Source organism: Methylocystis sp. (genome assembly GCF_051062815.1).
In the GTDB taxonomy this organism is placed as follows: Bacteria; Pseudomonadota; Alphaproteobacteria; order Rhizobiales; family Beijerinckiaceae; genus Methylocystis.
Genome location: NZ_JBPFDU010000029.1, coordinates 56,910 through 82,620, shown reverse-complemented (window position 1 = coordinate 82,620; position 25,711 = coordinate 56,910). Strand labels below are relative to the sequence as shown.

General features: G+C 63.4%; 25 protein-coding genes and 1 pseudogene. 15 read left to right on the top strand and 11 right to left on the bottom strand.

Annotated elements, in window-relative coordinates:
* Position 1: 1 nt before the first annotated feature.
* The gene (locus ACR65W_RS04305; protein ID WP_434498072.1) at positions 2-406 is read right to left on the bottom strand and encodes a BLUF domain-containing protein; all 405 of its coding nucleotides are present in this window, start codon (positions 404-406) and stop codon (positions 2-4) included.
* A gap of 490 nt (positions 407-896) precedes the next feature.
* Here ACR65W_RS04305 and ACR65W_RS04300 point away from each other — a divergent pair, with 490 nt between their 5' ends.
* From ACR65W_RS04300 to proB, 3 genes are all read left to right on the top strand, one after another.
* Entirely contained in the window at positions 897-1,169 is a 273-nt protein-coding gene (locus ACR65W_RS04300) for a hypothetical protein (RefSeq protein ID WP_434498048.1), read from the top strand.
* Positions 1,170-1,202: 33 nt separating this feature from the next.
* Entirely contained in the window at positions 1,203-1,778 is a 576-nt protein-coding gene (locus ACR65W_RS04295; RefSeq protein WP_434502351.1) for a DUF2585 domain-containing protein, read from the top strand.
* Between the two features lie 97 nt (positions 1,779-1,875).
* A complete protein-coding gene (gene proB, locus ACR65W_RS04290) occupies positions 1,876-3,006 on the top strand; it encodes a glutamate 5-kinase (RefSeq protein WP_434498046.1) in 1,131 nt (376 codons plus the stop codon).
* On the opposite strand, the gene ACR65W_RS04285 is transcribed toward proB, so the two are convergent.
* Entirely contained in the window at positions 2,973-3,632 is a 660-nt protein-coding gene (locus ACR65W_RS04285) for a hypothetical protein (RefSeq protein ID WP_434498045.1), read from the bottom strand. The genes proB and ACR65W_RS04285 overlap by 34 nt on opposite strands.
* 289 nt (positions 3,633-3,921) lie before the next feature.
* On the opposite strand from ACR65W_RS04285, the gene ACR65W_RS04280 reads away from it, so the two are divergent.
* The 4 genes from ACR65W_RS04280 to ACR65W_RS04265 all read left to right on the top strand — a co-directional run bounded on the left by ACR65W_RS04280 (position 3,922) and on the right by ACR65W_RS04265 (position 7,840).
* Positions 3,922-4,374, top strand: coding sequence for a hypothetical protein (locus tag ACR65W_RS04280; protein WP_434498043.1), 453 nt, complete (start codon positions 3,922-3,924; stop codon positions 4,372-4,374).
* 191 nt (positions 4,375-4,565) lie between these two features.
* Entirely contained in the window at positions 4,566-4,997 is a 432-nt protein-coding gene (locus tag ACR65W_RS04275) for an Rrf2 family transcriptional regulator (RefSeq protein ID WP_014889915.1), read from the top strand.
* A 94-nt stretch (positions 4,998-5,091) separates the two neighbouring features.
* Positions 5,092-6,756 (top strand): hydroxylamine reductase, encoded by a 1,665-nt coding sequence (gene hcp, locus ACR65W_RS04270; RefSeq protein ID WP_434498042.1) that lies wholly within the window; start codon positions 5,092-5,094, stop codon positions 6,754-6,756.
* A 55-nt stretch (positions 6,757-6,811) separates the two neighbouring features.
* The gene (locus tag ACR65W_RS04265) at positions 6,812-7,840 is read left to right on the top strand and encodes a 2Fe-2S iron-sulfur cluster-binding protein (protein ID WP_434498041.1); all 1,029 of its coding nucleotides are present in this window, start codon (positions 6,812-6,814) and stop codon (positions 7,838-7,840) included.
* Between the two features lie 179 nt (positions 7,841-8,019).
* On the opposite strand, the pseudogene ACR65W_RS04260 reads toward ACR65W_RS04265, so the two are convergent.
* Together ACR65W_RS04260 and ACR65W_RS04255 are read right to left on the bottom strand one after the other, a co-directional pair.
* A pseudogene (locus tag ACR65W_RS04260) lies at positions 8,020-8,967 on the bottom strand (IS110 family transposase); the annotation flags it as partial.
* A gap of 103 nt (positions 8,968-9,070) precedes the next feature.
* Complete coding sequence (locus ACR65W_RS04255) at positions 9,071-10,588, bottom strand: DUF2254 domain-containing protein (protein WP_434498040.1); 1,518 nt, start codon at positions 10,586-10,588, stop codon at positions 9,071-9,073.
* Positions 10,589-10,744: 156 nt separating this feature from the next.
* Here ACR65W_RS04255 and ACR65W_RS04250 point away from each other — a divergent pair, with 156 nt between their 5' ends.
* From ACR65W_RS04250 to ACR65W_RS04235, 4 genes are all read left to right on the top strand, one after another.
* Positions 10,745-12,742 (top strand): hypothetical protein, encoded by a 1,998-nt coding sequence (locus tag ACR65W_RS04250; protein ID WP_434498039.1) that lies wholly within the window; start codon positions 10,745-10,747, stop codon positions 12,740-12,742.
* A 145-nt stretch (positions 12,743-12,887) separates the two neighbouring features.
* Positions 12,888-13,631 (top strand): DUF2076 domain-containing protein, encoded by a 744-nt coding sequence (locus ACR65W_RS04245; protein ID WP_196392483.1) that lies wholly within the window; start codon positions 12,888-12,890, stop codon positions 13,629-13,631.
* Between the two features lie 140 nt (positions 13,632-13,771).
* Positions 13,772-14,122: a hypothetical protein gene (locus ACR65W_RS04240; protein ID WP_434498038.1), complete on the top strand. Its 351-nt coding sequence runs from the start codon at positions 13,772-13,774 to the stop codon at positions 14,120-14,122.
* A 35-nt stretch (positions 14,123-14,157) separates the two neighbouring features.
* A complete protein-coding gene (locus tag ACR65W_RS04235; RefSeq protein WP_434498037.1) occupies positions 14,158-15,753 on the top strand; it encodes a L,D-transpeptidase family protein in 1,596 nt (531 codons plus the stop codon).
* Here ACR65W_RS04235 and ACR65W_RS04230 read toward each other — a convergent pair whose 3' ends face one another.
* The 6 genes from ACR65W_RS04230 to ACR65W_RS04205 all read right to left on the bottom strand — a co-directional run bounded on the left by ACR65W_RS04230 (position 15,754) and on the right by ACR65W_RS04205 (position 22,869).
* A complete protein-coding gene (locus tag ACR65W_RS04230; protein WP_434498036.1) occupies positions 15,754-16,440 on the bottom strand; it encodes an HD domain-containing protein in 687 nt (228 codons plus the stop codon).
* 79 nt (positions 16,441-16,519) lie between these two features.
* A complete protein-coding gene (locus ACR65W_RS04225; RefSeq protein ID WP_434498035.1) occupies positions 16,520-18,736 on the bottom strand; it encodes a CHASE2 domain-containing protein in 2,217 nt (738 codons plus the stop codon).
* A gap of 64 nt (positions 18,737-18,800) precedes the next feature.
* Complete coding sequence (locus ACR65W_RS04220; RefSeq protein ID WP_434498033.1) at positions 18,801-20,036, bottom strand: FecR family protein; 1,236 nt, start codon at positions 20,034-20,036, stop codon at positions 18,801-18,803.
* A 12-nt stretch (positions 20,037-20,048) separates the two neighbouring features.
* Entirely contained in the window at positions 20,049-21,368 is a 1,320-nt protein-coding gene (locus ACR65W_RS04215; RefSeq protein ID WP_434498032.1) for a tetratricopeptide repeat protein, read from the bottom strand.
* 304 nt (positions 21,369-21,672) lie between these two features.
* Complete coding sequence (locus ACR65W_RS04210; protein ID WP_434498031.1) at positions 21,673-22,074, bottom strand: polysaccharide deacetylase; 402 nt, start codon at positions 22,072-22,074, stop codon at positions 21,673-21,675.
* Positions 22,075-22,179: 105 nt separating this feature from the next.
* On the bottom strand, positions 22,180-22,869 hold the full coding sequence (locus ACR65W_RS04205) for a Crp/Fnr family transcriptional regulator (protein ID WP_014889934.1): 690 nt from the start codon (positions 22,867-22,869) through the stop codon (positions 22,180-22,182).
* A gap of 104 nt (positions 22,870-22,973) precedes the next feature.
* Here ACR65W_RS04205 and ACR65W_RS04200 point away from each other — a divergent pair, with 104 nt between their 5' ends.
* A complete protein-coding gene (locus ACR65W_RS04200; RefSeq protein WP_434498030.1) occupies positions 22,974-23,939 on the top strand; it encodes an endonuclease/exonuclease/phosphatase family protein in 966 nt (321 codons plus the stop codon).
* A 55-nt stretch (positions 23,940-23,994) separates the two neighbouring features.
* On the opposite strand, the gene ACR65W_RS04195 is transcribed toward ACR65W_RS04200, so the two are convergent.
* Positions 23,995-24,315: a hypothetical protein gene (locus ACR65W_RS04195; protein ID WP_256035598.1), complete on the bottom strand. Its 321-nt coding sequence runs from the start codon at positions 24,313-24,315 to the stop codon at positions 23,995-23,997.
* Between the two features lie 269 nt (positions 24,316-24,584).
* On the opposite strand from ACR65W_RS04195, the gene ACR65W_RS04190 reads away from it, so the two are divergent.
* The 3 genes from ACR65W_RS04190 to ACR65W_RS04180 all read left to right on the top strand — a co-directional run bounded on the left by ACR65W_RS04190 (position 24,585) and on the right by ACR65W_RS04180 (position 25,683).
* Positions 24,585-24,896, top strand: coding sequence for a DUF938 domain-containing protein (locus tag ACR65W_RS04190; RefSeq protein WP_434498029.1), 312 nt, complete (start codon positions 24,585-24,587; stop codon positions 24,894-24,896).
* A gap of 64 nt (positions 24,897-24,960) precedes the next feature.
* Complete coding sequence (locus ACR65W_RS04185) at positions 24,961-25,146, top strand: hypothetical protein (RefSeq protein ID WP_434498028.1); 186 nt, start codon at positions 24,961-24,963, stop codon at positions 25,144-25,146.
* A 93-nt stretch (positions 25,147-25,239) separates the two neighbouring features.
* Positions 25,240-25,683, top strand: coding sequence for a four-helix bundle copper-binding protein (locus ACR65W_RS04180; RefSeq protein ID WP_434498027.1), 444 nt, complete (start codon positions 25,240-25,242; stop codon positions 25,681-25,683).
* Positions 25,684-25,711: the final 28 nt, after the last annotated feature.

The window sequence follows — 25,711 nt, the reverse complement described above, 5'->3', positions numbered from 1 at the left end:
CTCACCTAAGCTCGGCGAACGCCGCCGCTTGGCCAAATCTGAAAAAACCGTCAACCATCGCAAAAAGACCGCTGTCATGCGGCGCCGTTTCCCGCGTGGCGGCCGTGTATTCCGGCGCGCCGCACACGAGCTTCATGCCCCAATCGGGGAAACTGCGCATCGAAATGCGTTCGTGAACGAGCTTGACGACGCCGGAGTGACGGGAATCCGTCCGTATCTGCAAATAGAGCGGCGTCAGCGCTTGCCTCGGACCCTCCAGTATTTGCAAAAAATTCAGCCCGTTGTAGAGGAGCGCCCCGCTAATGTGACGCGGACGATTTCGCTCTGCGGACGTCTCGACCATTCCCTCGATGGCGGAGAGGTTCAGATCAAGATTTGCGTTACTGAAATAGACAAGTCGATGCATCAATGGCCTCCTGCCGCCAGGGCGATCGGGTGAAGGGCTTCCTCATCCTGAGGAGCGTGCGCAGCACGCGTCTCGAAGGACGAGGAAGCCCGTTTTCGCGTATTTTTCCTCACCCTCGTCCTGAGGAGCCGCCGCAGGCGGCGTCTCAGGACGAGGGTGAGGAAAACAATCCTTCACCCGATCGCCCTGCCTCCGAACGCAGCCGCAATCCACCCCGAGAATTCCGACTCGCGAGTCGCCCGTCAAATGCCACAAGCTGAGACAGGGATATAGCCAAAACAAAAATTATGCAATAGTTTCATATGCTTGACCTAACTCAAACCCCGCGCCAGAATCCGTCGCTCCAGTCATAGGTTCGTATCAAGCGGACGCTATTTAGAGGGAATATTGGATCACTTTTCAGTGGCGAGGGAGACGCTGGCGCGGCCGCGTCTCCCTCCATATTTTGGCGATGGGCGCTCACAGGCCGGCAACTTCTGAGGATAAGATAATGTCGCCAGACCCTTCCCCACTCCTCACTTCGCTCAAGACCTGTCAGGACTGCGCATCGAGAGTCATGGACTTCGGCCTGATCAACACGCGGTCGGCGCTGCAATTCGGGCAAGATGTATGGGCGGCGAGATCGCCGCACGACGTCGCCGAAGCCATGGTCGACTACGGCCGCCGGCAATTCGAATACTGGACCGAGGAACTGGAGGAGTTCTCGATTGTGGCCGGCGGCAAGAAGCCCCCAGACGCCGAGGTCGTCGGACTCGGAGACTAGTTTTCCATCGTCCGATCTTCCAATTGAGAAGATATGATGATGAGCGCAACGACGGCGTTTGACGTCACGGCGGCGGCGATCGCCGCGCTCGCCATTCAGGCCGGCGCGCTATGGGCGCTGGGGCAGCCGTTTCTCTGTTCTCATGGCGAATTCAAGCTCTGGGAAGGCGACGCCTCCTCTCCCTGCCTCTCCCAGCATCTCATGGACTGGTACAGCTTCACGCATATCATCCACGGCGTGCTGTTCTATTTCCTGGTTTGGCTCGCGGCGCCGGGACTGTCGGTCGCGCAGCGCTTCCTGATCGTGCTGGCGGTTGAAGTGGGATGGGAGATCCTTGAAAACACGCCCTTCGCCATCCGCCACTATCGGAAGCAGCCGCCGGCGCAGGACTACGCAGGCGACAGCATCGTCAATTCGCTTGCCGATACGCTGGCGATGGCGTTGGGCTTCGTTCTGGCGTGGCGACTCCCGGTTTTAGCCGTCATAGCGATATCCGTGCTTCTTGAAGTCGGGGTCGCGCTGAACATTAGAGACAATTTCACGCTCAATGTGCTGAGTTTCATCCATCCGTTCGAGTTCATCCGCCGCTGGCAGAACGGCGCGCCATAGGCGCCGATTTGCGGTCGTTGGCGGGCTGGGCTAACTCAAGCGTTCCCTAAGCCGCGCTCGCAAACGCCCTATCCCTCGGACATTTCGCCCCGCCCGCATGACCAAGCGCGCTCCCGTCCTCGCCGACTTCAAACGCATCGTCGTGAAGGTCGGCTCATCGCTCATCGTCGACCCCAATAAGGCGTCGGCGAAACGCGCCTGGCTGAAGCGCCTCGCCGACGACGTCGCCGATCTGCATCGCGCCGGCGCCGACGTGCTGGTCGTGTCGTCCGGCGCCGTGGCGCTGGGACGGAGCGTGCTGGGCTTTCCGCGCGGCGCGCTGAAGCTCGAAGACAGCCAGGCGGCCGCCGCCGTCGGCCAGATCGCCCTGGCGCGTCTCTGGGCCGAGACGTTGCACGATCGCGGCCTGGTCGCCGGGCAGGTGCTCGTAACGCTCGGCGACACGGAGGAGCGCCGCCGCTACCTCTACGCGCGCGAATGCCTGACGCGGCTTTTGTCGCTGCGCGCCGTGCCGGTGATCAACGAGAACGACACGGTCGCGACGGCCGAAATCCGCTATGGCGACAATGACCGCCTAGCCGCCCGCGTCGCCACCATGGCGAGCGCCGATCTGTTGATCCTGCTGTCCGACGTCGACGGGCTCTACAGCGCCCCGCCCGATTCCAATCCGGACGCCAGGCACATCGCGATCGTGCCGCGCGTGACGGCGGAGATCGAAGCCATGGCGGGAGGCGCCGCCTCGCAATATTCGCGCGGCGGCATGCGCACCAAGATCGAGGCGGCGAAGATCGCCACCACCGGCGGCGCGCATATGGTGATCGCCGACGGTCGCGAAGAGGCGCCGATTTCGCGCATCGCGGCGGGCGGGCGCTGCTCCTGGTTTCTGACGCCGTCCAATCCGGTGACGGCGCGCAAGAAATGGATCGCCGGCTCGCTGGAGCCGAAGGGCGCGGTGCATATCGACGACGGCGCGGCGAAGGCGCTGCGATCAGGCCGGAGCCTGCTGCCGGCGGGCGTGACGCGGATCGAAGGCGGCTTCGCGCGCGGCGACTGTATCGTGATCCGCAACGCCAAGGGCGGCGAGATCGGCCGCGGCCTCGTGACCTATGACGCGTCCGACGCGGCGAAGATCGTCGGGCGCTCGACCAAGGACATTGAGGCGCTGCTGGGCTTTAAAGGCCCCGATGAGATTATTCATCGCGATGACATGGCGCTCGGCGGGGCGTGATCCTTTAAAGCTATATGATAGGCGTAAATTAGAATGCGCATGGTTGCATCCAGGATACAGAAGCGCAGAAATTTTGCGTCCTTTTCGTAGGAAGCGATCAGGTCAGTCTCGTCATAAGTAGCGATATTGCAAATGCCCTTGATAATTTGCGATTTGTCCGACCGCTGCTTTATTAACTCGATCAGAGCGAGGTCTGCGAGTTTGATATTATGGGCGTAGGCGTTCCGTACACGTCTAATAGACTCAACGAAACGAGAATCCTCCGGTGGGCAACCCGACGCTTTTAGTAAGTGGAGAAGCGAGGTCTTACCGTTCATCGGTAAGCTGTCCACGAACTCGCCCAGAGCCTCTACGCCGACAAAACGATTAAGGATTTTCAATTTTAGCCCGCTCTTGACGATTTCCTTGGTCGCGGTCTCGAGCAGAGCATCAATTTTCAGAATGAACGTCCAGTCGTTTTCCGCTTCGAAAATCTGGTGCATCAAGTCTCTGTGAAGACCGACCGCCACACAAAAACTTTGAGCTTCCTCGAATAGGATTTTAGCCCGGAATGAAAGCTCGTCCTCTGGTGTGAGTTTTTTCCTTTTGACTTTGACGTTTGCTGGGGGGCTACGCTTTTTCGTCACTCGGCTCCTGCCTCCAATAAACCTCAAGAGACATGTTTAGAACGAAACCCTGTTTGGGGGAAACGAGCTTCACGCACTACTTCTCGCCAAGCCCTCCTCACGACCCTGCCCGCCTCGCCAACTGCGGCGCGGCACCATAGTCACCTCATCCTGAGGAGCGCGCGCAGCGCGCGTCTCGAAGGACGAGGGGACGGCGCTGATATATTCCGGCAAAAATTAAAGCTGTGATTTTGTGCTTATATCTGGTTTTCGCATGCGGTGGACCATCCGGCAGCGGTAGGTTGCTGGCATGTACAGAATCGCCGATCGCAAAAAACAAGATCCCGGGCTGCGATGGAATTTACCTGACCGAGTGTTTTTCGCATGCGGGGGTTGTCACATCTTGGCTTACGCGTTTTTCGAAAAATATGGCGATGCCGACGCAGAGGCGCTTTGGATCAAGCCCGCGACTGGTTTTACGGGCAACCACATTATTGTCTCTGGCGGTTCATGGGCCTTTGATTACCATGGCTACTCAAGCGCCGACCGTCTTCTTGCGCATATCGAACAGAAGGCCTATCGCTGGTGGCCGGGATGGCGCGCGACTTTAGTTCCGCTGCCGCGCGATGTGCTGATCTCGGAAGCGAAATCGCGTTCGTATGACGGCCTCTGGCTTCGTGAGCCTACCCAATTCCTGCACAATGCGCTGCCGCGTGCTCACGCTTATCTGTCACGCTTCCCTGCCCCTCCGCAGGTTGGTTAGTTGGCAAGTGTCGTCTTCTTAGCGGAACGACTCCACAGCCGTCATGGCCGGGCTTGACCCGGCCATCCACGCAGCGAATTTGTGCAAATGCTGCAAGGCGCATGCAGCGGCGCCGCGTGGACGCCCACAACAAGCGCGGGCATGACGGCCGCAGTATTTCAGAATTTCTAATACCGTGTTAAATTCGCGCCATGCGGCTCACGACCTTCACCGACTTTGGCCTGCGCGCCCTCATTCTCCTCGCCGACCGCAATCCTCAAGTGATGAGCGCGGCGGCGATCGCCGATCATTTCGACGTTTCGCGCCACCATATGGCGAAAGTGCTGCAGGAGCTCGCCGCCGCCGGATATGTCGAAGGCATCCGCGGCGCGCAGGGCGGCGTGCGACTGGCGCGCGATCCGCGCGACATCCGAATCGGCGAGGTGGTCCGCAGGCTTGACGATCAACCTCTGGTCGAATGTTTCAGCCCGCAAGGCAGCAATTGCGCGCTTTTGCCGCGCTGTCGATTGAAGGGCATGTTAGCGCGCGCCGAACAGGGATTTATGCGCGAACTCGATCGCTACACCCTGCACGACTGCCTCGAAAAAACCGCCGCTTTTCCCCTCGCCGATCTCTCCGCCTGAACATGCGCCGCGAACATCGCGCGTCACGGCTTGACTTCCAACCTTTTTAATACGCATTCTAAATACCTAATAAGGGAGCCAGGAGGGAGCTGACATGTTCTGTTACCAATGCGAGCAGACCTACCGATCTGATGAAGGCGCCGGTTGCGCGGGCGCGAAGGGCATGTGCGGCAAGGATGCGACGACCGCCGATCTGCAGGACATTCTGCTCTATGTCTGCGAGGGCGTCGGCCAATATCTGCATCGCGCGCGCCAGCTTGGCGCGACGGATATCGAAGCCGACCGCTTCATCCTCTTCGCCTTCTTCACCACCCTCACCAACGTCAATTTCAATGCGGCGAAATTCGTCGAGCTGATCCAGCAGGCCTCGCAGATCCGCGACCGCGCCAAGGCGCTTTACGAAGACGCCGCGCGCGCCGCCGGCAAGTCGCACGAGACTCTCTCCGGTCCCGCTTCTTTCGCGCCTGCCAGCGACATGGCCGGACTTTCCGCACAAGCCTCGGAAGCGGCAGTGCGCAAAGACGCCGCGATCCTTGGCGAGGACGCGGTCGGCGCCCGCGCGCTCATCCTCTATGGCCTCAAGGGCGTTTGCGCCTACGCGCATCACGCGCGCGTCTTGGGCGAAGAGCGCGACGCGATCTATGCGACGGTCGAACATGCGCTCGACATATTGGCGCGCGAAGAGCGCGACGTCGCGACGCTGCTCGATGAAGCGCTGGCGCTCGGCCGCGCCAATTTCCTCGCCATGGAGGCGCTCGACGCGGCGAACACCGGCGCATTCGGCGCGCCGTCGCCGACGAATGTGCGCGTAACGCCGATCAAGGGAAAAGCGATCCTCGTCTCTGGCCATGATCTGAAGGATCTGCACGCCATCCTCGAAGCGACGAAGGACAAGGGCATCAACGTCTATACGCATGGCGAAATGCTGCCGGCGCATTCCTATCCCAAGCTCAAGGCCTATCCGCATCTTGCCGGCAATTACGGCGGCGCCTGGCAGGATCAGCAGAAGGAATTCGCCGAATTCCCCGGCCCGATCGTCATGACCTCAAACTGCCTCATCGAGCCGCAGCCGCGTTATCGCGGACGCATTTTTACGGCGGGTCCGGTCGGTTGGGCAGGCATTCGCCACATCGCCGACGAGAATTTCGCGGTCGTCGCGCAGGCGGCGCAGGCCCTGCCCGGCTTTACTGAAGACGCGCCGGAGAAGACCATCACTATCGGCTTTGGGCGCGAGGCCGTGCTTGGCGTCGCCGACAAGGTGATCGACGCAGTAAAGAGCGGCGCCATCCGCCACTTTTTCCTCGTCGGCGGCTGCGACGGCGCCGCGCCGGGCCGCAACTACTACAGCGATTTCGCCGACGAAGCGCCGAAGGATACAGTGATCCTGACGCTCGGCTGCGGCAAATATCGCTTCAACAAGCATGATTTCGGGACGATCGGCGGGCTGCCGCGGCTTCTCGACATGGGCCAGTGCAACGACGCCTATTCGGCGCTCGTCGTCGCGACGAAACTGGCGGAAGCCTTCGGCGTCGGCGTCAACGAACTGCCGCTGTCGCTCATCGTCTCCTGGTTCGAGCAGAAGGCGGCGGCCGTTCTTCTGACGCTGCTCGCGCTCGGCGTGCGCAATGTGCGCATCGGTCCGACGCTGCCGGCCTTTCTCACGCCCGCGCTCGTTGACGTGCTGGTGGAGAAGTTCGGCGTCCAGCCGATCGGCGACGCCAAATCCGACATCGCAGCTTCGCTCGCCCGCGCCGCCTAGCCACCATGCAGCGGACGCCCGACCTCGGGCGTCCGCCCCTTCGCCGGAATCCGCCATGTACAAGGTCAGCCTGCTCACGCGCGACGGCGCGACGATCGCCTTCGACGCCGAACCATCCGACACGCTACTGGACGCCGCCGAACGCGCGAGCATTTATCTCCCCTCCTCCTGCCGGGAGGGCGGCTGCGGCGCATGCCGCGTCGCTCGCGCAAGCGGAGAGGTCGAACTCATGTCCTACAGCAGCGCGGCGCTAAGCCAAGATGAGCGTATGGCGGGCGACATATTGCTGTGCCGTGCGCAGGCGCGCAGCGATCTCGCATTGCGCGCGCCCTTCGACGAGGCGGCGGTCGGCTTTGCGCCTGTTCCCGAGCGGCGCGCGACGCTTGTGGCGATTGAACCAGCAGGCTCGGGGGCGGTGCGCCTGCAGCTTCAATATGAAGACGATCCGACATTCGGGCGCGCGGCGCAGTTCACCGCCGGGCAATTCATCGAACTCACGCTTCCGGACGGCTCCGCGAAGCGTTCCTATTCGCTCGCCAATGCGCCGAACTGGGACGGAACGCTCGAGCTGTTCATCCGCCTTCAGCCGCACGGCGCCTTTTCGAGTTATCTTCGTGATCGCGCCGCCAGCGGCGACAGGCTGCTTGTCCGCGGTCCGCAGGGGCAATTCACCCTCGACGAGTCGAGCGCGGCGCCGCGCTGGTTCGTCGTCGGCGGCACCGGCCTCGCGCCGGCGCTCTCGATGCTGCGGCAAATGGCGGAATTCGCCGATCAGCGTTCCTGCCGGCTGTTCTTCGGGGTCAACAAAGTCGACGAGCTTTTCGCGCTCGACGTGATCGAGGAGCTCAAGGCGGCGTTGCCGCAACTGGTCGTGACGCTCTGCGTCTGGAAGCCGGAACAGGAATGGCGCGGATTTGTCGGCACGCCGGTCGAAGCGCTTGCGCAGGCGCTGTCAAGCGCGACCGAGCGGCCGGACATTTACGCCTGCGGCCCGCCGGCGCTCATCGCCGCGACCGAGGCGGCTGGCCAGTCCGCCGGCGTCCCGCATGATCGCATCTTCAGCGAGAAGTTCACGGCGGCGTGAGCGGCCTAGGCTGACAGCCAAAGGTGTCGCGTCATGGCCGGGCTTGTCCCCGGCCATCCATGTATGGATGCCCCCGTTCGCGCAAGGTGTTTTCGAGCGGCTTGGTCGCGTGATCGGGTGCGGTCATGTATCAGGCCTTTTTATGCGGCCTGTCGCGACCGCTGGCCGGTATGGAGATTGAGCGCGATCGCCACGAGTTTGCGCGGCTTGCGCGCCAGCAAGCGATGCAGCCACGTTCCTTCCGGCGCGGTTTTTCGGCAGGCGCGGCGGATGAGGGACATCGCGCCGATAATCAAAAGCCGCCTGATATCGCGCTGGCCCATTTTCGATATTTTTCCAAGCAGCGGCTTGCCGCCGGTTGAATGCTGACGGGGAACGAGCCCGAGCCAGGCGGAAAAGTCGCGCCCGCGCTCAAAAACAGTCATTGGCGGCGCGAAAGTTTCGATCGCCATGGCGGTGATCGGCCCCACGCCCGGCAGGGTTCGCAGGCAGCGCGTTGTCTCGCCGCGCACGCTTTCATGCGTCATCGCCCTTTCCAGTTCGGCGATCTTCTTTGACAGCTGGTCAATCTGCTCGAGGAAAACGCGCGACAACTCCACGACGAGCAGCGGCGGCGACGTCGTTTCGTCCTCGAGAGCCTCTGCAAGCTTTTTCAAATTCGCAGACCCTTGTGGCGCCACGACGCCATGCTCGGCCAAATGGCCCCGCAGCGCATTGATGAGCTGCGTGCGCTGGCGCACGAGAAGATCGCGGGTGCGAAACAGCATGGCCCGCGCCTGCTGCTCGCTGGTTTTCACCGCGACGAAGCGCATGGTCGGCCGCATCGCCGCTTCGCAGATCGCCTCGGCGTCGGCCGCGTCGTTCTTTTGGCGCTTGACGAAGGGTTTGACATAGGCGGGCGGGATCAACCGAACCGCGTGCCCGAGGGCGCCGATGGCGCGCCCCCAGTGATGCGCGCCGCCGCACGCTTCCATCGCGACAATGCAGCGCGGCTGATCGGCAAGGAAGGCGAGAACCTTCTGGCGCGAAAGCTTCTTGCGGAACGCCACGCCGCCATCGGCGCCGGCGCCATGCGCCTGAAAGGACCGCTCTGCAAGGTCAAGCCCGATAATGCTAACTTTTTCCATGGATGCCCTCTCCGTTCGTGGGATGCGCAAACATCGCCACACTGGCACATCGCGATGCCGTCAGGAGGGGGCATCCACTCCATCACGCCGGAGCATTACGAGTTCAGCCCGTCTCCATCGGGCCGGCGACGATCGCTTCGAGCTTCCTGCGATCTTCCGGCTCGTTGATCTGCGCAATCGTCCAGCGAATCGCCTGCAGCTGAGCGAGCAGAGCCTCGCGTTGCTCGGGCAGTTCCGCGCCGTGCAGCAGGTCCTGGATACGTTCTGTGAGCACCATGAGAACTGCCGGCATGCCCTCGGCCGCGGCGCGAATCTGGGTGAAGGCGGTCTCGACGACAGGTCCATAGCCGCCGTTCGCCGCGACGACCCGCAAACGACCGGCTCTGTCGCGGTGGTATTTTGTTGATAGCTCGCGAGCGCCGGCTTTCTCGAGCGAGGCGGAGAGCCGGTTGATGACGGCCGTTGCGGTGTAAGGATCGTTGACGCTCGGCGACAGGGCGCGCAATGCGATTTCAACCAGTTGGCGCACGGAATATTGCAGATCCTGCGTGGGAGTGCGCGCGGGGCCGATCACAAAGCAATCTCGAATTTGGCGCTCCACTCGCTCCCCGACAAGCGCTTTCGAACGAACCTCGACCGTGTCTCCCTTCTGCAAAAGGAACGCGCCCGGTTCGGTGTGAACGATCAACACGGTGTCGTGACGCCCGGCGGTTTTGACCAGCGCGTCATAATCGACGAACTGCACATAGCCGCTCTGTTCGAGTCCGATGCAGCGCCGCGTCGGGTGCTCTCGGCTTTCCTCGTCGACGTCGATCTTTTCGTCGGCGTGATCGGAGCGGCGGGGACATTCGTCGATGGCGGCGTCGAGATTGTCGCCAACTTCGCGGACGACGGTGTCGGAAACGATCGAATGTGCGAGCTTGCTGATATATGCAAGCAGCGCAAACAAACAGGCGATGGTGAGAAGGCTCGCGAGAGTCACCGCGTAGCGCGGCACGCCTTGCGGCCCGAGCTGCTCATTGATGCTCCGCAAGATGAAGAGGCAATAAAGGATCGTCGCCACGAAAAGACCGAGAGCGGCCTGGATGGAGCGGTCGCCAATGAAATTATAGATAAGCCGAGGGCCAAGCTGGCGCGCCGCCTGCGCCAGCACAAGGATCGTTAAGGACACGACGAGAGACGTCATCGTAATCATGCCGGAAACGATCGTAGAGAGAAGGCCGCGCGCGGTGGCGGGGTCGCCGCTGAACAGCCACAGCGAACCGCTGGCGTCGATCGGTATCTTGAAGCTGTAACGCACGAGCGCATAGCCGGCGCCGAGCGCAAGCACGCTCATGCCAGCCGGAATCAGCCAAAGCCGGGATTTGAACCAGCTCATCGCGTTTGAGAGGCGACCCGCTTTTGCTCTGCGCGCCATCTGTTCCTTCGACCTAACTGAGGCGCTAGCGCAAGCGACCTCCTCGGGACTGCCGGACATATAGCGCGGGAAACCATGCCTCAGCTGCCGGGCCGAAAGGCCCTGCGACGCCATCGTTGCGCCGAGCCTGTCGACGGAGCCGTAGCTCCTCTGCGCCGACCGGACGAGCGCGACGTCGTGAGCGTGGCGGGCGGACGTCGCCATTTTGACCCATTTCTTTCAAACAATGGGCCGTGCGCAATGGGTCGCTGTGCGAAATTCGCGCCTCAAGTCCCCAGCCGGATTGCCGCCAACTCCGTATCCTGCGAACCGGCCTCTGACGAAGAAAACCATCGAGGGCGGTCCAAGAGAGGGTCACAAATGTTTCCAGCGCGCCGATTCGCTGCATTCTTGCCTGTCGCAAGCGCCTTTTTTGCCTTTCTTTTTCCCTTCTCAAACGCCCAGGCTCAAGATTCGCCCTGCGAGGAATCGGCTGAGGTCGCGGTTGTAACGTCGCCGGCGTCGCCTTGGGCAGGCGCGCCCTTGCGTATCCTCGTCGCCGCCGAAAAGCCGCTCGACGGCGAGCTTTCGCTGATTGCGCCTGACGGAAGGGTCGCGGCCAGATCGCGCGGACAGCGTGGCGGACCGCCGTATGTCTGGTTCGCCGAGGTTGCGTCGCCGGCCGCCGGCGCGTGGCGCGCCACGCTCGACACGTCTTCGTTCACTTGCGGCACGATTACGAAGGACATCGTCGTGAGCGCGCGCAAATCGTCCGCCTCGCATGCGGCGGAAGGCAGCGTCTGGCGGGTGCACAATTCATGGAACCGCGCGACTGAAAATTTGTATTCGGCATGGATCGCCAAACTTTTTGACGCGCCGCTCGAAGCGGAGCAGTCCTGGAAGACGTGGCACCAGGTGCTGCGCGATCCGTCGCGCAACGTCTTGTTCAATCATCTCGGAAAAGGCGAAGACAGCTTCACCCTATCGCTGAAACCCGACTGCGCCGATTTCGTCTACTTTCTACGCGCCTATTTCGCCTACAAGATGGGGCTGCCTTTCGCCTATTCGAATTGCTCGCGCGGCGCCGCCGGCGCGCCGCCGCGATGCAATGAGCGCTTCGATATTCTGCATCCCCAGCTGACCCGACCCGCGCCGCCGCCCGAACAAGCCGTGGCGTCGGCCGCCGCTCCGCCGGCCCCTACCCGCATAGCGGCTCCTCCCACGAACTTTTTACAGCAGCTGTTTGCGCAGCCTCAGCAGGTCCAGCCGGCGGCGCCGACGACTGGGCCGGTCGCCCCTGCGAAACCGCCTGCGCCGAAACGGCCGGCCGGCGTCGCCGGATATTTACGGGCCGTGGGCGACGTCGTTCATTCCGGTTCGGTGCGAGCGTCGGCAAACAGCGACAAGTCGGACTTTTATACGATTCCACTGACGCAGGAGACGCTGCGTCCCGGAACCGCCTACGCTGATCCGTACGGGCACGTCATGATGCTCGTGCAACGCGTCCCACAGACGGCGGACGCCGCGGGCGTGTTTCTCGCCGTCGACGCCGAGCCGGATGGCACCGTCACGCGCAAGCGGTTCTGGCGCGGCAATTTCCTTTTCGCGAACGGAGCTTCCCTCGGCAGCCCGGGCTTCAAGCGCTTCCGGCCGATCGTGCGAGAGAACGGCGGATTGCGGGCGCTCACCAATGCCGAGATCGCCAAGAACACGGATTACGGCGATTTCTCGCTGGAGCAGTCGCAGTTCGGCGCCGAGGATTTCTACGATCGCATGGATGAGGTGATGTCGCCTGAGCCGCTCGATCCGACGCGCGCGATGATGGCGGCCATCACGGCGCTTGAGGAGCAGGTGAAGACGCGCGCGACGGCGGTCGAAAACGGTCGAAAGTTCCAGAACGGCGGGCGCGGCGAGGCATCAATGCCGGACGGTCCCGCCATCTTCGCGACCAGCGGCCCATGGGAGGATTTCTCGACGCCGGCGCGCGATCTCCGGCTGCTGATCGCGATCGACGTGGTGCGCGGATTTCCAGATCGTGTCGCTCGGCGCAGCGAGCGCTACGCCATGCCGTTTGGCAGAGGTCCGGCGGGCGTTCAGGCTCAACTGCAAAGCGCGCTCGCGAGCGAACTCGCGGCCCGCACCTTTTCCTATACCCGCAGCGACGGCTCCGCCTGGACGCTCTCACTCAAAGACGTCATGGACCGCGCGGCGGACCTTGAGATGGGCTACAATCCCAACGACTGCGTCGAACTGCGGTGGGGCGCTTCGGACGGGAGCGCCGAGGCGGCGACGTGCTCGCGGCGCGCGCCGGCCGCCCAGCGCGCGAAGATGACGGACTATCGTAACTGGTTCCGCGAACGCCACTGGCCGCACGCGTAGCGCGGAGATCTAGCGCGACCCGGCCTTACGCTAGATTTCGAAAGTTTAATCGGCCGCGTTTGCGCTTGGGGCTTGGCGGCGTTTTGCAGCGGGGCCATATCTTGCTGCGCCGCGCCTTCGAGGGCGGCGACTATGGAGAAACCCTATGTCACCGGAAGAACGCCAACTCATCGCTGGTCTGTTCGAGCGCACCAAGAGCGCCGCCTCGACGCCGCGCGACCAGGAGGCGGAGGCTTTCATCAGCGAACAGATCAAGGCTCAGCCTGCGGCGCCCTATCTCCTGGCGCAGACCGTGATCGTGCAGGATCAGGCGCTGCAAGGCGCCAATGCGCGCATCGAGGAGCTCGAGGCGCGTGTGCAGGAACTTGAGTCGAAGCCCGCCGGCGGTTTCCTTGGCGGCCTGTTCGGCGGTGGTCCCCGTCCGGCGCCGCCACGTCCTCCCCAGCAGGCTCGTCCGAGCGGACCTTGGGGCGGCGCCCAGCAGGGCGGCATGAATCCCGTGGCCGGCGGCTACGCGCCGCAGGGCTGGGGCCAGCAGCAGCCGCCTGCGCCTGAAAGCGGCGGATTTCTGAAGGGCGCGCTGGGCACCGCCGCGGGCGTCGCGGGCGGCGTGCTGCTCGCCGACGGCATCCGCAGCCTGTTCTCGCATGGCGGCGGCTATGGCGGGATGGGGAATCTCGGCATCGGCTCCGGCTTTACGCCGACCGGCGGCGATACGGTGATCAACAACTATTATGGCGATGAGTCGGGCTCGGGCGCCACCGACGCCGGTTACGACTCCGGCTACGACAACGCCGGCGGGGTGGAGGACGCCGACTATGGCGCCGACCCCGGCTTCGATGACGGCGGCGGCTTCGACAGCGGCGGCGACGGCGGCTTCGACGTCTGATGCAGCTTGGCTCCCGGCCCCACAAGGGCCGGGAGTTCTCGCATCTGGCGCCCTGTGCGCCAGCGCACCGCGACTCCCCGAGCGGCGCTCTAGGGTCCAATCATCCGCTGATCGAGCGGACGGACCACGGGGAACTCGCCATGAACCGTTCAATGAACAACACGACGAACCGCACGACCAAGACCAGCTTCGCTTCGCGACCGATTCGCATCGCGCTGGCCATGAAGATCGCCTTCGCGATCCTCGCCGCCAATGTCAGCTTCGCGGCCGCCAAGGCGCTCCTCGTCAAGGCGCCGGACTCGCAGCCTGCGCGCGTCGCCGCCGACGCTTCGTCGGTGAAGCCCTTCATCCTCCCCATCGACTGGCAGGAGTCGACCGCCGTCGCGCAGTCAGATCCGACGCAGAATTGCCATGGCGTCACCGTCGAGACCGACGAGGGCTATGGCGTGCGCGGACAAACGATCCGTTTCGTTTGCCGCAAGGCCTTGTAAGCAAGGCCTTGTAAGAGGCTCACAGGAGTTCGAGCATGTTTCGCGTTTCGCTCCTCCCGCAGGCTGCTCCTTTCGTCATCGCAGGCGCCCTGCTCGCCGCCCCGGCCATGGCGCAAATGTCGAGCACGCCAAACGACGCGCCCAATTCGCCCGCCGCCGCCGAGCGCGGGGCGAGGCCGGCGCTAGAGGGCGAGACCTCCGACCGGCCGGCGGCCGACGCGCCGCGGGAAGCCGATGAGCAGCAGCAGACCGATGAGCGCCAAGAACTCGACCAAGCGCTCGAAAAGCGGCAGGAAGCCGACGCGCCGCAAGGCGTCGATGAACAGCAGAGGGCCGATGAGCGGCAAGCGACCGATGCGCGCGAAAGCCTCGCGCGGGCGCTGCGCGACTGGTCGAATGAGGAGCCCGACGTCGGCCGAAGCGTCCAGCGTTCGGAAATCGCCGCTTATTACAAGAACCGCGATTATGCGCCGATCTGGCGCGATGCGGACGGCTTCACCAAATCGGCGAAAAGCGCGCTGGACACTCTGCGCGACGCCGGCCACGACGGCCTGCGTGTAAACGCGCCTGCGCAAGAGTCGTCCTGGAGCGCCGCGGGCGAACTGGCCCTCTCCGAGGCCGTCGCCGATTATGCGGCGCAAGCGAGCGGCGCCCGGGTCAATCCCGCAACGATTTCGCCTGACATCGAGGAGCGACCGTCCGTCGTGAAGTCGCCCCAAGCGCTCGACGCCGTCGCCGAGGCTGGAGAAGAGGCCGGCGCGCGGCTTGCCGCCTTCAATCCGCCGCACCCGGCGTACGCCGCCCTTCGCGAAAAACTCGCCGAACTGCGCGCCGCGCGCGGCCATCCGCGCCGCGAGGCCGCGACGGCTCACGAGTCGGATGCGCGGCCCATCACCAATTTTGCGTCGCTGCCCGAAGCCACGGCGAAGCGCGTCGAGGCGGAGATCATCGCCAATATGGAGCGGTGGCGTTGGGAGCCGCGTGAAATGGGCGCGACGCGCCTCGAAGTCAATATTCCGCAATTCGAGACGACATTCACGCGCGACAATCACATTGTGTTGCGCGCGCGCGTCGTCGTCGGGAAGAAGACGTCGCCAACGCCGGTGTTTTCCGACGTGATGCCATATATCATCATCAATCCGACCTGGACCGTTCCGGAGTCGATTATCGAGAAGGAGCTGGAGCCCAAAACCGGCGGCAAGCTCTCCAAGCTTCGCAAGCGCGGATATAAGGTAACCTTTCGTAATGGCCGTGCGATCGTTCAGCAGGAGCCAGGCGAGAAGAATGCGCTCGGCCGGCTGAAATTCGTGTTTCCGAACGATCTCTTGATCTACATGCACGACACGCCGCAGAAGAAACTCTTCGCCCGCTCCAAGCGCGCATTCAGTCACGGATGCGTACGAGTGCAAGATCCGTTCAAGCTCGCGGAAGAGGTCATCGCGCGTCCTGGCTACGACGAAAAGCGTCTGAAAGCTCTAATCGGCAAGAAGGAGCACCGCATCAATCTCGCGACGCCCGTTCCGGTGCACATCGAATATTTCACGGCCGTGGTCAACGACGAGGGCGCGCTGAAGCTTTACGACGACATCTACGGCTATTCGGCGAAGGTGCGCTCGGCGCTCGCACTGTAACTACGCCGATGAAGCGAGGCGCGCCACCTGTCGGCGCAATTGCTCCTGCGCGCGCGCGAGATTTTGATGCGCCCGTGCGGACCAGAGCTTGCGCGATTCGTCGCGACGGTAGAGCCCGTCTCCGTGCGCGGCGAATGTGTCGATCATCTGGAGCCGCCCGAGACAAAAGAGCGGCTCGGGCACCCAGGCGTATTCGAAACGAAGCCGCGCCAGATTTTGCTCGAACTCGGACCAGGACGCGCCGAGCGAGGAAAGATCGAGGTCGAGGAAGAGGTCCAGATCGCGCGAAAAGCCGGGATAATGCTCAATCGGAGCGCGCGCGTTGAGGTGATTCGATGTCGCCATGATTAGATCATGGATGGCCTGCGCATCTGTTTCATCGAATTTCGAGTGACGTTCGAAGAGCGCCGCGCTGGCGCGAACATTTTCGGCGTCGGGACGAAGCAGACCGTCGGGCTCGCGTGTCACATACACAGCGTCATGCCAGAAGATCGCGGCGGCGATCAGATCGGGCCGGACGGCGAGCGCCTTCAAGGAGTCGAGCTTCGTCAGCAAATCGACGATATGACCCCAATCATGATACCCGCGTTGCGGTTCGCGATAGGCGGCGTCGATGACCGAAAAAGCATCCGCGTCGTGACGCCCTGCAATCATGGCCCAATAATTCTGTACCGGATTTGAGATCATGCGCGAGTAGCGATCATAAGAGAAACCCATAAGGCGTGCGGCTACACGGCAGGACAGGAGTCGCGCTCGGACGAAGACGTCACTTGCTCGAAAGATTCCATACCGAAGACCAGTTATCCTGCGACCCTTCCCTGGCGAGACCGCGATACCGCTGCTCCAAGACGACATAGAGCGCAGGCCAGGGCTCGGGAACCGATCGCGCCAACGCCGAGGCGCCCTCGGCGGCGGCCTCGAATCGGCCCGACTCATATTCCTGGCGCATGAGGTCATGCGACTTGCGCCAGCGCACATACGAGTCCGAGACCGCCATCCTGCGGTCGCCGGCGAGGGCGAAAACCCTTGTCGGTTCGCTCTTTCCGACGACGCGGACACGGCCAAGATCAATCCAGGCGAAGTCGGGCGCCGCGTCGCGCACCGCGCCAGAGGCCACAATGTCCGTCTGAAACGCCTTGCTCGCCCCTTCGAGCCGCGACGCGAGATTCACCGTGTCGCCGAGAATCGAATAATCGAAGCGGCGGATGGATCCCATGTTGCCGACGCTGCAAGGGCCGAGATTGAGGCCAAGCCCCATCGCCGCGGGCTGCGCATCATTGCCCGACGACGCAGCGGCCTCGGCGCGCCTTTTGTTGAGGCTGACGAGAGCCTCGCGCATCGTCAGGGCGGCCCGAACGGCCTTGCGCGGATGGTCGTCGATGTCGAGCGGCGCGTTCCAGAAGGCAAGCACCGCGTCGCCCATATATTTGTCGATCGTGCCTTCCTTTTCGAGGATGGCGTCGGTCATCGGAGTCAAATATTCATTCATGAACTGCGTGAGTTCGCGTGCGCTCATGCCTTCCGAAATCCCCGAGAAATTGCGCAGATCGGAAAACAGCACGGTCAATTCGCGCGTCTCGCCGCCGAGCACCAGCCGCTCCGGGTGTTCGGCGAGGCGATCGACGACGGCGGGGGCGACGAATTTGCCGAAGGCCTGGCGCACGTGGCGGCGCGCGGAAGTTTCGGCCCGCCAGAGCGTCACTGCGCCGAAGAGATAGCCGCCAATGATCGCGAGACTCGGATAAGAGGGATCGAGCAGCACGCCGCGGCGATCGAACAGATAAAAGGCGCCGGCGAATAGCCCTGCGACGGCGAGCGGCGCCGCCGCCGCCGAGACGAGCGGCGGCGCGACGAAGAGCAGGCTCATGATCAGAAAAAACGAGAAGGCGGCGACGACGAACTCCAGTCCGGGCGCCCAGTCCGGGCGCGCGAGCAGCGAGCCCGATGCGATCGATTCGACGATCTGCGCATGCACGTCGACGCCGGGAACGACCGGCTCCAGGGGCGTCGCGCGGACGTCGCCAAGACCCGTCGCCAATGCGCCGACGAAGATGATGCGCCCCTCGATTTCGTCGCGCGCAACACGGCCCTCGAGCACGTCCTTGGCTGAAATGTCTCGCACTGCGTCGCTATGCGAATAGCGTGGCCGGACCTCTGCGTTGGGGCCGGTCGCAATTTCGAAGGCGCCGACCTTGATCGCGTTGACTCCCGTCTGCTTGCCGAAAGCCGTTTGTCCGCTGGCGTTTGAAGACCGAATGATGATGGCCGACTCGCCCTGGGCGATGCGCAGGGCTTCGAGCGCCAGGGAGGGCATGAGAACGTCGCCGGCGCGCGTCACCAGCGGCACCCGACGAACGATCTGGTCGTGATCGGTCAGCCAGTTTGTCGCGCCCAGCCCTCGCGCCGCTTCCGCAAGCTTTCGTTCCGGGCCCACCGCGCCGGCGAACGCGGCGAGGAAGGGTGCGGGATCGTCGCCGGCGGTGACCAGCCCCGACTTCGCCGGCAGCGGCGCGGAAACGGCGTCGGTCAGCGTGACTCCAAGCGTGGCGGGCGCCTTCGAGAGCGCCTGAGCCAAGATTTGATCGCCGCTCGGCGCTTTTGCGACGAGCTTCGCCACCTCGGCGCGGGCGCGGGGGTCGGAGATCGCGTCGAGGAGCTGAGAGGCTCCGGCGCGATCCGCCTCCGCGAAAATGAAGTCGAATGCAATGGACGCCGCGCCGAGTTCGCGCAGGCGGTCAAGAAGTTCGGCGAGCCGGACGCGCGGCCAAGGCCATTGCCCATAGGCGCTGAGACTTTTCTCGTCGACGCCGACGACCCGCGTCGGCGCCTCTGGATCATAGGCGCGAGGAGCCAGACGCTGAAACGTGTCGAAGACAAAGTTGCGAAGGTCGTCGAGCGCCCGGGGCTGAATGACGCCCCAGGGAAAAATGAGAGCCGCGGCGGCGATAAGCGCGAGAAGGTAGGCGCGGCGCCGCTTCAACATCTCCACCTCGCATGACGGTCACGCCGCCACCGCGGCGATCGGCGAGGCTGGCGATGCCGGAGAACTAGTCGCCCGGACCGTCAATCGCAACCGGCCCGCCTCCGTGACCGCTGCTCCCATGACCGCTGCTTCCATGACCGTCGCTTCCATGACTCCCTTGGCCGCCGCCGTTACCATGGCCGCCCCCCGAGTCGCCGCTCTCGAAGAGGCCTCCACCGCCGCCTTCGCCGCCCTGGCCACCTTCGCCGCCGCCGTACTGGCCGCCCTCGCCGCCTTCATAGCCGCCGCCGTGGCCGCCTTCGCCATGACCGCCCTCGCCGTGGCCGCCTCCATAACCACCGCCGTGGCCACCTTCGCCATGACCGCCTTCGCCGTGGCCGCCATGACCGCCGTGACCACCTTCGCCGTGACCGCCATGACCGCCGTGGCCGCCCTCATGACCACCGTGATCGTGTCCGCCGTGGCCGCCGTGATCGTGATCGTCGTGGTGGCCGTCGTTTCCGCCTTGGCGCGCTGGCGTCAGCAGCGGAGCAGGCTGATTGTCGACATTGGCGCGGCTCTGCACGAGCGCATTGCCGAACCAAACCGGCCCCAGCGCGTCTAGCCCCGGCGGACTGACGACGTCCGGCGGACGATCATTGCCGAGCGCGAGGTTCGCCTCTTCGTTTGTCGGCGCGCGCTTGGCGCCGCCACGCTGCGTTTTGCCGCTCTCCAACGCGGCGACGATTTCCGCGATCGTCTCGGGCGGCACGAGAAAAGGCTCCGACACCGGCCCGCCGCTCGGCGCGCAAACGCCATAGCCCGGGCGCGTGAGCGCCTGGCCGCCAACGTCGATGAAGCCATATTGGTGCACGATGAGCGTGCCGCAGGAGCCGCCAATACGAACCAGCGCCGTCCCGCCGCGCACGCCGATCGACGCCGTCGGGGTCCGCAGCCTTGTGCCGCCTTCGTGGCTGACGCCGCCGCCGACGAAGCGCATGACGCCCTTCGCCATCGACACGCCCTGCTGACCGCCTCCGCCTCGTGAATAGACGAAGTCGTCAACGGTGACGGCGCTGTTGCGTCCGACGGTCATCGTCGATGTGTCGTTAAAGACGATCTGGGCGCTGCCGTACGGGCTCGTCTCGATGCGTTCGCGCCGCTGCACGCCAAGACCGACCGATAGCGAGCGCTTCGCGGCGCCCGGCGGCGTGCCGTGCGCACTCTGATTGACCGCGCCGACGTTCCCGACGTTATCCGCGAGCGCGGGGCCGGCGACGAGCGCGAGAGCGGTTGTGGCTGCCGCGGAGAACTTTTTCATTTATCGTCTCCGTCAGAACTTTGCCGTTGGCCCGAAACTGACGGACACGTTGTCCGTCTTGAAATTCGGCAGATTTGAATCATTACGCGCATATTCGACGTTGCCGGCGAAACCGAAATACGGGGTGACCGGCAAGTCCACCATCAGGCCGCCGATCCAGACGGTGTCTCGACGCGCGACGAAGGGATTGATCACCGGATTGGCGGCGTCGAAGGCAAGATGCGTAAAGCGGCCATAAGGCGCGAGGGTCCATCGGCGCGGAATGATCGGAAATGGCGGATCAACCTCGAGCCGCAGCATCGCCTGAACGTCCACCTGATCGGAAGATTGCTGCGGATTGCCCGCCCAGGCGCGCGTATAGGCGACGCGACCTTCAAGCCTCAGATCGTTGGTCAGTCTGTAGGAGCTGCTCAAGTAGCCCGTGACGACGTCGCCGGTCGCCAACGTCGATACTGTCGAATAGGGCGAGAAACCGGCATAGCCGAGGAAGCCCGGCGAGGGGTCAACCCAGATCGCCCGCCATTCGGCGCCCGGCTCGAACCACAGGTCGCGACTGAGTTCCGCGCCGAAACTCATGCCGGCGCCGCCGGCGTTCAGATAATTGCTGCCGCCGAGCAGCGCCACCGCGCCGGTCAGGTATGGCTTGATGGAGAGGCCCGGATAAAGATCGGGCGCGATATGGATGCGCGGTCCTACGGAGCCGGCGAATAGCGCGACGCTGTACTGAGGCAGGCGAAACTGTTCGGTGGCGTAGCCCGTCACGCGCGTCTCGAGCTGGTCGCCGCGCGCATTCTGAAAATCCAGGTCATGCGCGGCCTGCACCAATTGGAAGCTGTTGATGTCGCCCTTGCGCGAGGCGGCCGACGCGACGCCGACGCCGCCGACCTGGAAGAGATTATTGGTCGGGAAGAAATTGGCGTTCGATTGCGCCCGCAGGCCGACGTGCATCCGCAGATAAAGCCGGTTGGCCTGCGTGCGCTTCTCGATATCGGGCAGCTGCGCTTCAACCTGAGCCACCTGAACCGCATCGAGGCCGCCTTCGGCGAGCGCGTTGCGCAAATGCTGCGCCGAGAGCTCATAGGCCCCAAGCCGCGCATAAAGGAAACCAAGCTCTTTTCGGGCGCGGGACAAGTTCGGGTTGAACATCAGCAGGCGCTCAAGCGCGCCGATTCCCGCTTCATAGTCGCGCAGCTCCGTCGACAGCAGGACGTAACGATAGGTCGCGTCATAGTCGGTTGGATTATGCTGAATATAGGCCGCGAGGCGCTCCTGTTCGGCGCGCGGATCCTCCTGCGCCAGAGCCGGACTGAAAAGTGCGAATGCGGCAAACAATGCGCCCAAAAGCCTCGGCGCCGCTCTATATGCGAACATAAATGGCAAGCCCCCGTAAAAAATCGGAAAACGGCGATCGAAGCCGTGACCGTCAGCTGAACCGGAAGCTGACTCATGTCGCCTGGAGTAGCAAGCTAGCGCCCGAGGATGCGCCGAAGAGAACGACGCGACGGCGCAATGCGTCTGCTACGAATTAACGCTTTGCAGCAACGGCTTATGGGTATTTCTGTCCATCCTCCGCGCGCAAACGGCGGACACAACAAATTCTCGGGTGTTGCCTTGAAACCACAGGCGCGACGCGCGGCTAGCGCCGGAGTCCGCCATCGAAGAGAGAGACGACTTCGCCGCTTTCAGTCGACGACTGCTCGGCGACCAGCGACGGAACGACGCCCCTGCGCCAGCGCGCCGAGAACGTGCGGCGGCGTGGACGCGCGATGACGCGTGAATCGTCGCAAGACGCGCCTGGCGCGAGCAGCCAGCGCAGCACGATCAGCAGGTCGGCGGCGCGGCGCGACGCGCCGATCTCCACCGCGTTGCGGATGTCGGCGACGACTCGCCCGCGCGCGGCGTCGAGCGACACGGCCCGGCGGTATCGCGCCAGCATGCGATGGTGCTTGTCGCTGGGGCTCACGCCCAGGATGAGTTCATGGCCGCGCAGACCCGCCACTTCGGCGCAACGCTCGATCGGCGTCAATTCGGGAATCATTTGGGTTCTCCCAGTCGCTTGCTCTGCCGGGTCCTTTGCCTCTTGTCGGCAGCATAGTGACGGTAGCGCCTCGTCCCTCATCTGTTTGTGCGGGAACGCACAGGGTCATTCGGCTTCGTTGAGCGCCTCTTGAACCCGCTTCTCCAGGACCGACGGGCGCAACAACACGAGACCGCCGCGAATTTTTTCGGCGAGGCCTTCGTCGATCATGGCCGAGAGTTCGCGGCTAACCTGTTCGCGCCGACAACCGATTCGGGCGGCGAGATCATGCTGAAACGGCGGTGGCGATACGATCGACTGCCCCGTCGACCCTTTGCGCGGCGCCGACATGCGCAACAATTCGGAATAGAGCCGATGCTTGAGGTCGAGCACCGAGCGCTCGAACAGACGCGTATTCAGCTCCCGCACCCGCGCCGTCAGCAAACGCAGCAGCCGCTCGCAAATCTCCGGCTCGCCGAACAGGATCTCCTTGAAGACCGCTGGCGGCACCAGCAAAAGTTCCGCGTTGGTGAGCGCCGTCACATTGGCGGAACGCTTCGCCCCGTCGACCGCCGCCATCTCGCCGAAGAATTTGCCCGGTCCGAAATCCCCGAAGATCATCTCCTTGCCGGCGGCGGTTCGTATCAGCACCCGCACGTCGCCGCTGACGATGAAATACACATCGGTCGAAGGGTCGTCGAAATCGAGGACCAGCTCATGCTCGGCGTAGCGCCTGCGCACGCATTGGCGCGCCAGCTGTTCGCCGCGCGTGGGGTCTAGGCCAACAAAGAAAGGAATCCCGTCAAATAGGGACACATCGCGCTCCTGGATTGGAAATAGCGCCGATATTGCCGCTAAATGTCGACCCCGTCGAGGCGCAATCTGCTGGCGGATGCAGACTCTTCGGGCGAGGATTGACGATGCAAGCGTTCCGACTCGCGACCTTCAATCTCGAAAATCTCGATTGGTCGGGGACCAAACCAGAGGCGTTTGCGCGCCGAAGCGACGCGCTACGCCCGCTGCTGGAGGCGCTTGACGCCGATATATTGTGCCTGCAGGAAATCCATGCGCAGAGGCTTCATAAGCACGGCGCGCGGCAATATATCGCGCTCGATCAGTTGTTGGCGACCACCAGATACGCGAACTTTCATCGGGCGACGACCGTCAGGCCAGGCGGCGACGCCCCCGCCGACGTGCATAATCTCGCAATCCTTTCACGATGGCCGATGCGCGCGCATCGGCAGATCCACCACGACATTGTGGCGCGATGGGTCTGGCCGCCGCCGCGCGACGCCGACGGCTCCCAGCCGGAGCCGGTCGAGATCGCTTGGGACAGGCCCCTGCTCTACGCTGCTGTCGCGCTTCCCAACGGAGGCGCGCTCCACGTCGTCAATCTGCATCTACGCGCGCCGCGCGCCATTCCTATCGCGACGGCGCGCGGCTTCGGATCGAGCCGCGCGCAAATCGAGGGCCAGTTCGTGGCCGCGCTCAAGCGCGAAGGGCAAGCGTTGGAGGCCCGGCTGTTCGCCGAGACTCTCTTTGACGCGGAGCCGGAGGCGCAGATCGCGATTGCCGGCGACTTCAACGCCGACGAGCATGACGCGCCGACGAGACTCCTGCGGGGCGGCGGAGACGAAGCGGCGGAAGGGGACCGGGCCCTCGTCGCCTTGGAAGAGCGCGTCGAGCCGTCGCGGCGCTTCACCGTGGTGCATGCGGGACGTCCAACGCTGATCGACCACCTCCTTGCCTCACGCGCATTGGCCGCCAACTGGCGCGAGACCACGATCTTGAACGAAGGGCTGCAGGACGAAGTCTACGCGAAAGAGCCTGTCGAGGGATCGCTTCACGCGCCCGTGGTCGCGCGGTTTGAACTTGTCGCAAAATGAGCCGCGGCGCTGCTTGTGACCCCGAACGCGCCGCTCAAGCGTAAACCGTTCCCCGCTAGCCGGATGCGAACGATCTCAACTCTTCGGCCAGGGCGCGCGCTTCGCTCCAGTCCAGTTTGACGTCTCCGTGACCTTCAGAGGAGAGGACAACGCCGCTCTGTTCGACTCTCGCGTCGAAGTCATGATCGCTGGCGATGGGGCTCATATAGATCTGCTGTTCGCCGCGGTCGCCCGTCGCGACGGAGTCGAGGGCCCGCGAAAGGATCGCCGCCTCTTCTTTGGTAAAGCGCCGCAGGGGGTGACCGGGAAGGCGGAGCGTCGCCAATGCGACAAACGACCGATGCGTTGAGGCGACAAGTTCGAAGCGCTGAGACATTTTCAAGACCCACGGCAGTTCTACACAGCAAGCGACAAGCTTTTGCACGCCTCGCGCAGGCGCCCTTCTGACAGGAACTGTCAGGCGCCCGCCTTTCACACGTGACGCGCATCAAATTTCATGCCTACCGGCGAGCCAAGGGCTTCGCTTTGAGTGGATGACTGTAGGTAAATCGCTCCGTTTCGACGTAGCTTAAGCCCACGTCATGAGTGTGCAATTTGAACACCGTAGAGCTTCTTTAGCGTTGCTCCTGCAATTGAGAGAAAAATATGAATGACGAGCGGCTCTTCGCGCAGCATCCGCCCGGGCTGACATTCTGTCCGTCGGAACCGAGCGGTGAAGCGCGCGAGAGCATTTCCGCCTGGACTAGCTCCATGGAACTTGCCAATTTGGATGCGCCGCTTGCGCTGAAGGTAGAGCAAAATCCCTGGCCGATCCGTGCGGCGGACGCCATCATCTGCATAAAGGCGGACGCCATCATCTGCATAAACATGACGCACATTTCCCCCTGGAGCGCGACAGAGACTTTGTTCGAGAGCGGAGTCAGGACCTTGTCCGCGGAAGCGCCGCTCTATTTATAGGGTCCATACAGGCGCGGCGGCGAGCCGCGCCGAATTTGATGCGCGCCTTCGCGCTCGCAACGCCGTGTGGGGCGTCCGCGATCTGGAAGATGTCGCGGCCCGCGCGCGGGAGAAAGGTTTGGAGAGCCTCAAATCGTGGACATGCCCGTCGTGGACATGCCCGCCAGTAATCTCAACGTCACCTTTCATCGCACATGACGAGACGTCGATACACAACCGCCTTCGACCCGAGCATCACGGTCACAAATGAATCCCTCGAAGATGACATGAGCGCAGCCATCCCGATGGAACCCGCGAGCGGGTCCCCTCGGTAAGTATAGTGAAGCCCACCTGGAGAAAGACCATGGAACGTCGCGAATTCATTGCAGTCGGAACCGCCGCCGCCGTCGTGTCCGCCACACAAGCGTTTGCTCAGGCGACCGGCCAACAGGACAGCGGCGCCAAAATGGAGGATATGCATCCGCCGCTCTACAAAAACCTGGAAAGCGCGAGCATCGAATGTGTCTCCACGGGCAATGACTGCCTTCGGCACTGTCTTGGCATGTTTGCGATGAAAGACACGAGCATGGCCGAATGTGCGGACGCCTCGCTGCAGCTTGTCGCCGCATGTAATGCGCTCGCATCGCTGGCGGCGCTCAACTCGTCGCATACCGTCGCGCTGGCGAAAACGGTCGCTTTGATTTGCGAGGACTGCAAGAAGCAATGCGACAAGTTTCCGAAGATCGCCGAATGCGTGGCCTGCGGCAAAGCGTGCCAGAAATGCGCCGACGAATGCCGTAAAGTCTAGCCGACCTCAGCAGCAAGATCGGGAACTT

Bases quoted from the DNA above. Each gene is read 5' to 3' on its own strand.
- ACR65W_RS04255 (WP_434498040.1), bottom strand. From the start codon at position 10,588: ATGGCGACGTCCGCCCGCCACGCTCACGACGTCGCGCTCGTCCGGTCG.
- ACR65W_RS04200 (WP_434498030.1), top strand. From the start codon at position 22,974: ATGCAAGCGTTCCGACTCGCGACCTTCAATCTCGAAAATCTCGATTGG.
- proB (WP_434498046.1), top strand. From the start codon at position 1,876: ATGACCAAGCGCGCTCCCGTCCTCGCCGACTTCAAACGCATCGTCGTG.
- ACR65W_RS04250 (WP_434498039.1), top strand. From the start codon at position 10,745: ATGTTTCCAGCGCGCCGATTCGCTGCATTCTTGCCTGTCGCAAGCGCC.
- ACR65W_RS04180 (WP_434498027.1), top strand. From the start codon at position 25,240: ATGGAACGTCGCGAATTCATTGCAGTCGGAACCGCCGCCGCCGTCGTG.
- ACR65W_RS04235 (WP_434498037.1), top strand. From the start codon at position 14,158: ATGTTTCGCGTTTCGCTCCTCCCGCAGGCTGCTCCTTTCGTCATCGCA.
- ACR65W_RS04240 (WP_434498038.1), top strand. From the start codon at position 13,772: ATGAACCGTTCAATGAACAACACGACGAACCGCACGACCAAGACCAGC.
- ACR65W_RS04190 (WP_434498029.1), top strand. From the start codon at position 24,585: ATGAATGACGAGCGGCTCTTCGCGCAGCATCCGCCCGGGCTGACATTC.
- ACR65W_RS04245 (WP_196392483.1), top strand. From the start codon at position 12,888: ATGTCACCGGAAGAACGCCAACTCATCGCTGGTCTGTTCGAGCGCACC.
- ACR65W_RS04300 (WP_434498048.1), top strand. From the start codon at position 897: ATGTCGCCAGACCCTTCCCCACTCCTCACTTCGCTCAAGACCTGTCAG.
- ACR65W_RS04305 (WP_434498072.1), bottom strand. From the start codon at position 406: ATGCATCGACTTGTCTATTTCAGTAACGCAAATCTTGATCTGAACCTC.
- ACR65W_RS04230 (WP_434498036.1), bottom strand. From the start codon at position 16,440: ATGATCTCAAATCCGGTACAGAATTATTGGGCCATGATTGCAGGGCGT.
- ACR65W_RS04225 (WP_434498035.1), bottom strand. From the start codon at position 18,736: ATGTTGAAGCGGCGCCGCGCCTACCTTCTCGCGCTTATCGCCGCCGCG.
- ACR65W_RS04295 (WP_434502351.1), top strand. From the start codon at position 1,203: ATGATGATGAGCGCAACGACGGCGTTTGACGTCACGGCGGCGGCGATC.
- hcp (WP_434498042.1), top strand. From the start codon at position 5,092: ATGTTCTGTTACCAATGCGAGCAGACCTACCGATCTGATGAAGGCGCC.
- ACR65W_RS04195 (WP_256035598.1), bottom strand. From the start codon at position 24,315: ATGTCTCAGCGCTTCGAACTTGTCGCCTCAACGCATCGGTCGTTTGTC.
- ACR65W_RS04210 (WP_434498031.1), bottom strand. From the start codon at position 22,074: ATGATTCCCGAATTGACGCCGATCGAGCGTTGCGCCGAAGTGGCGGGT.
- ACR65W_RS04220 (WP_434498033.1), bottom strand. From the start codon at position 20,036: ATGAAAAAGTTCTCCGCGGCAGCCACAACCGCTCTCGCGCTCGTCGCC.
- ACR65W_RS04280 (WP_434498043.1), top strand. From the start codon at position 3,922: ATGTACAGAATCGCCGATCGCAAAAAACAAGATCCCGGGCTGCGATGG.
- ACR65W_RS04265 (WP_434498041.1), top strand. From the start codon at position 6,812: ATGTACAAGGTCAGCCTGCTCACGCGCGACGGCGCGACGATCGCCTTC.
- ACR65W_RS04275 (WP_014889915.1), top strand. From the start codon at position 4,566: ATGCGGCTCACGACCTTCACCGACTTTGGCCTGCGCGCCCTCATTCTC.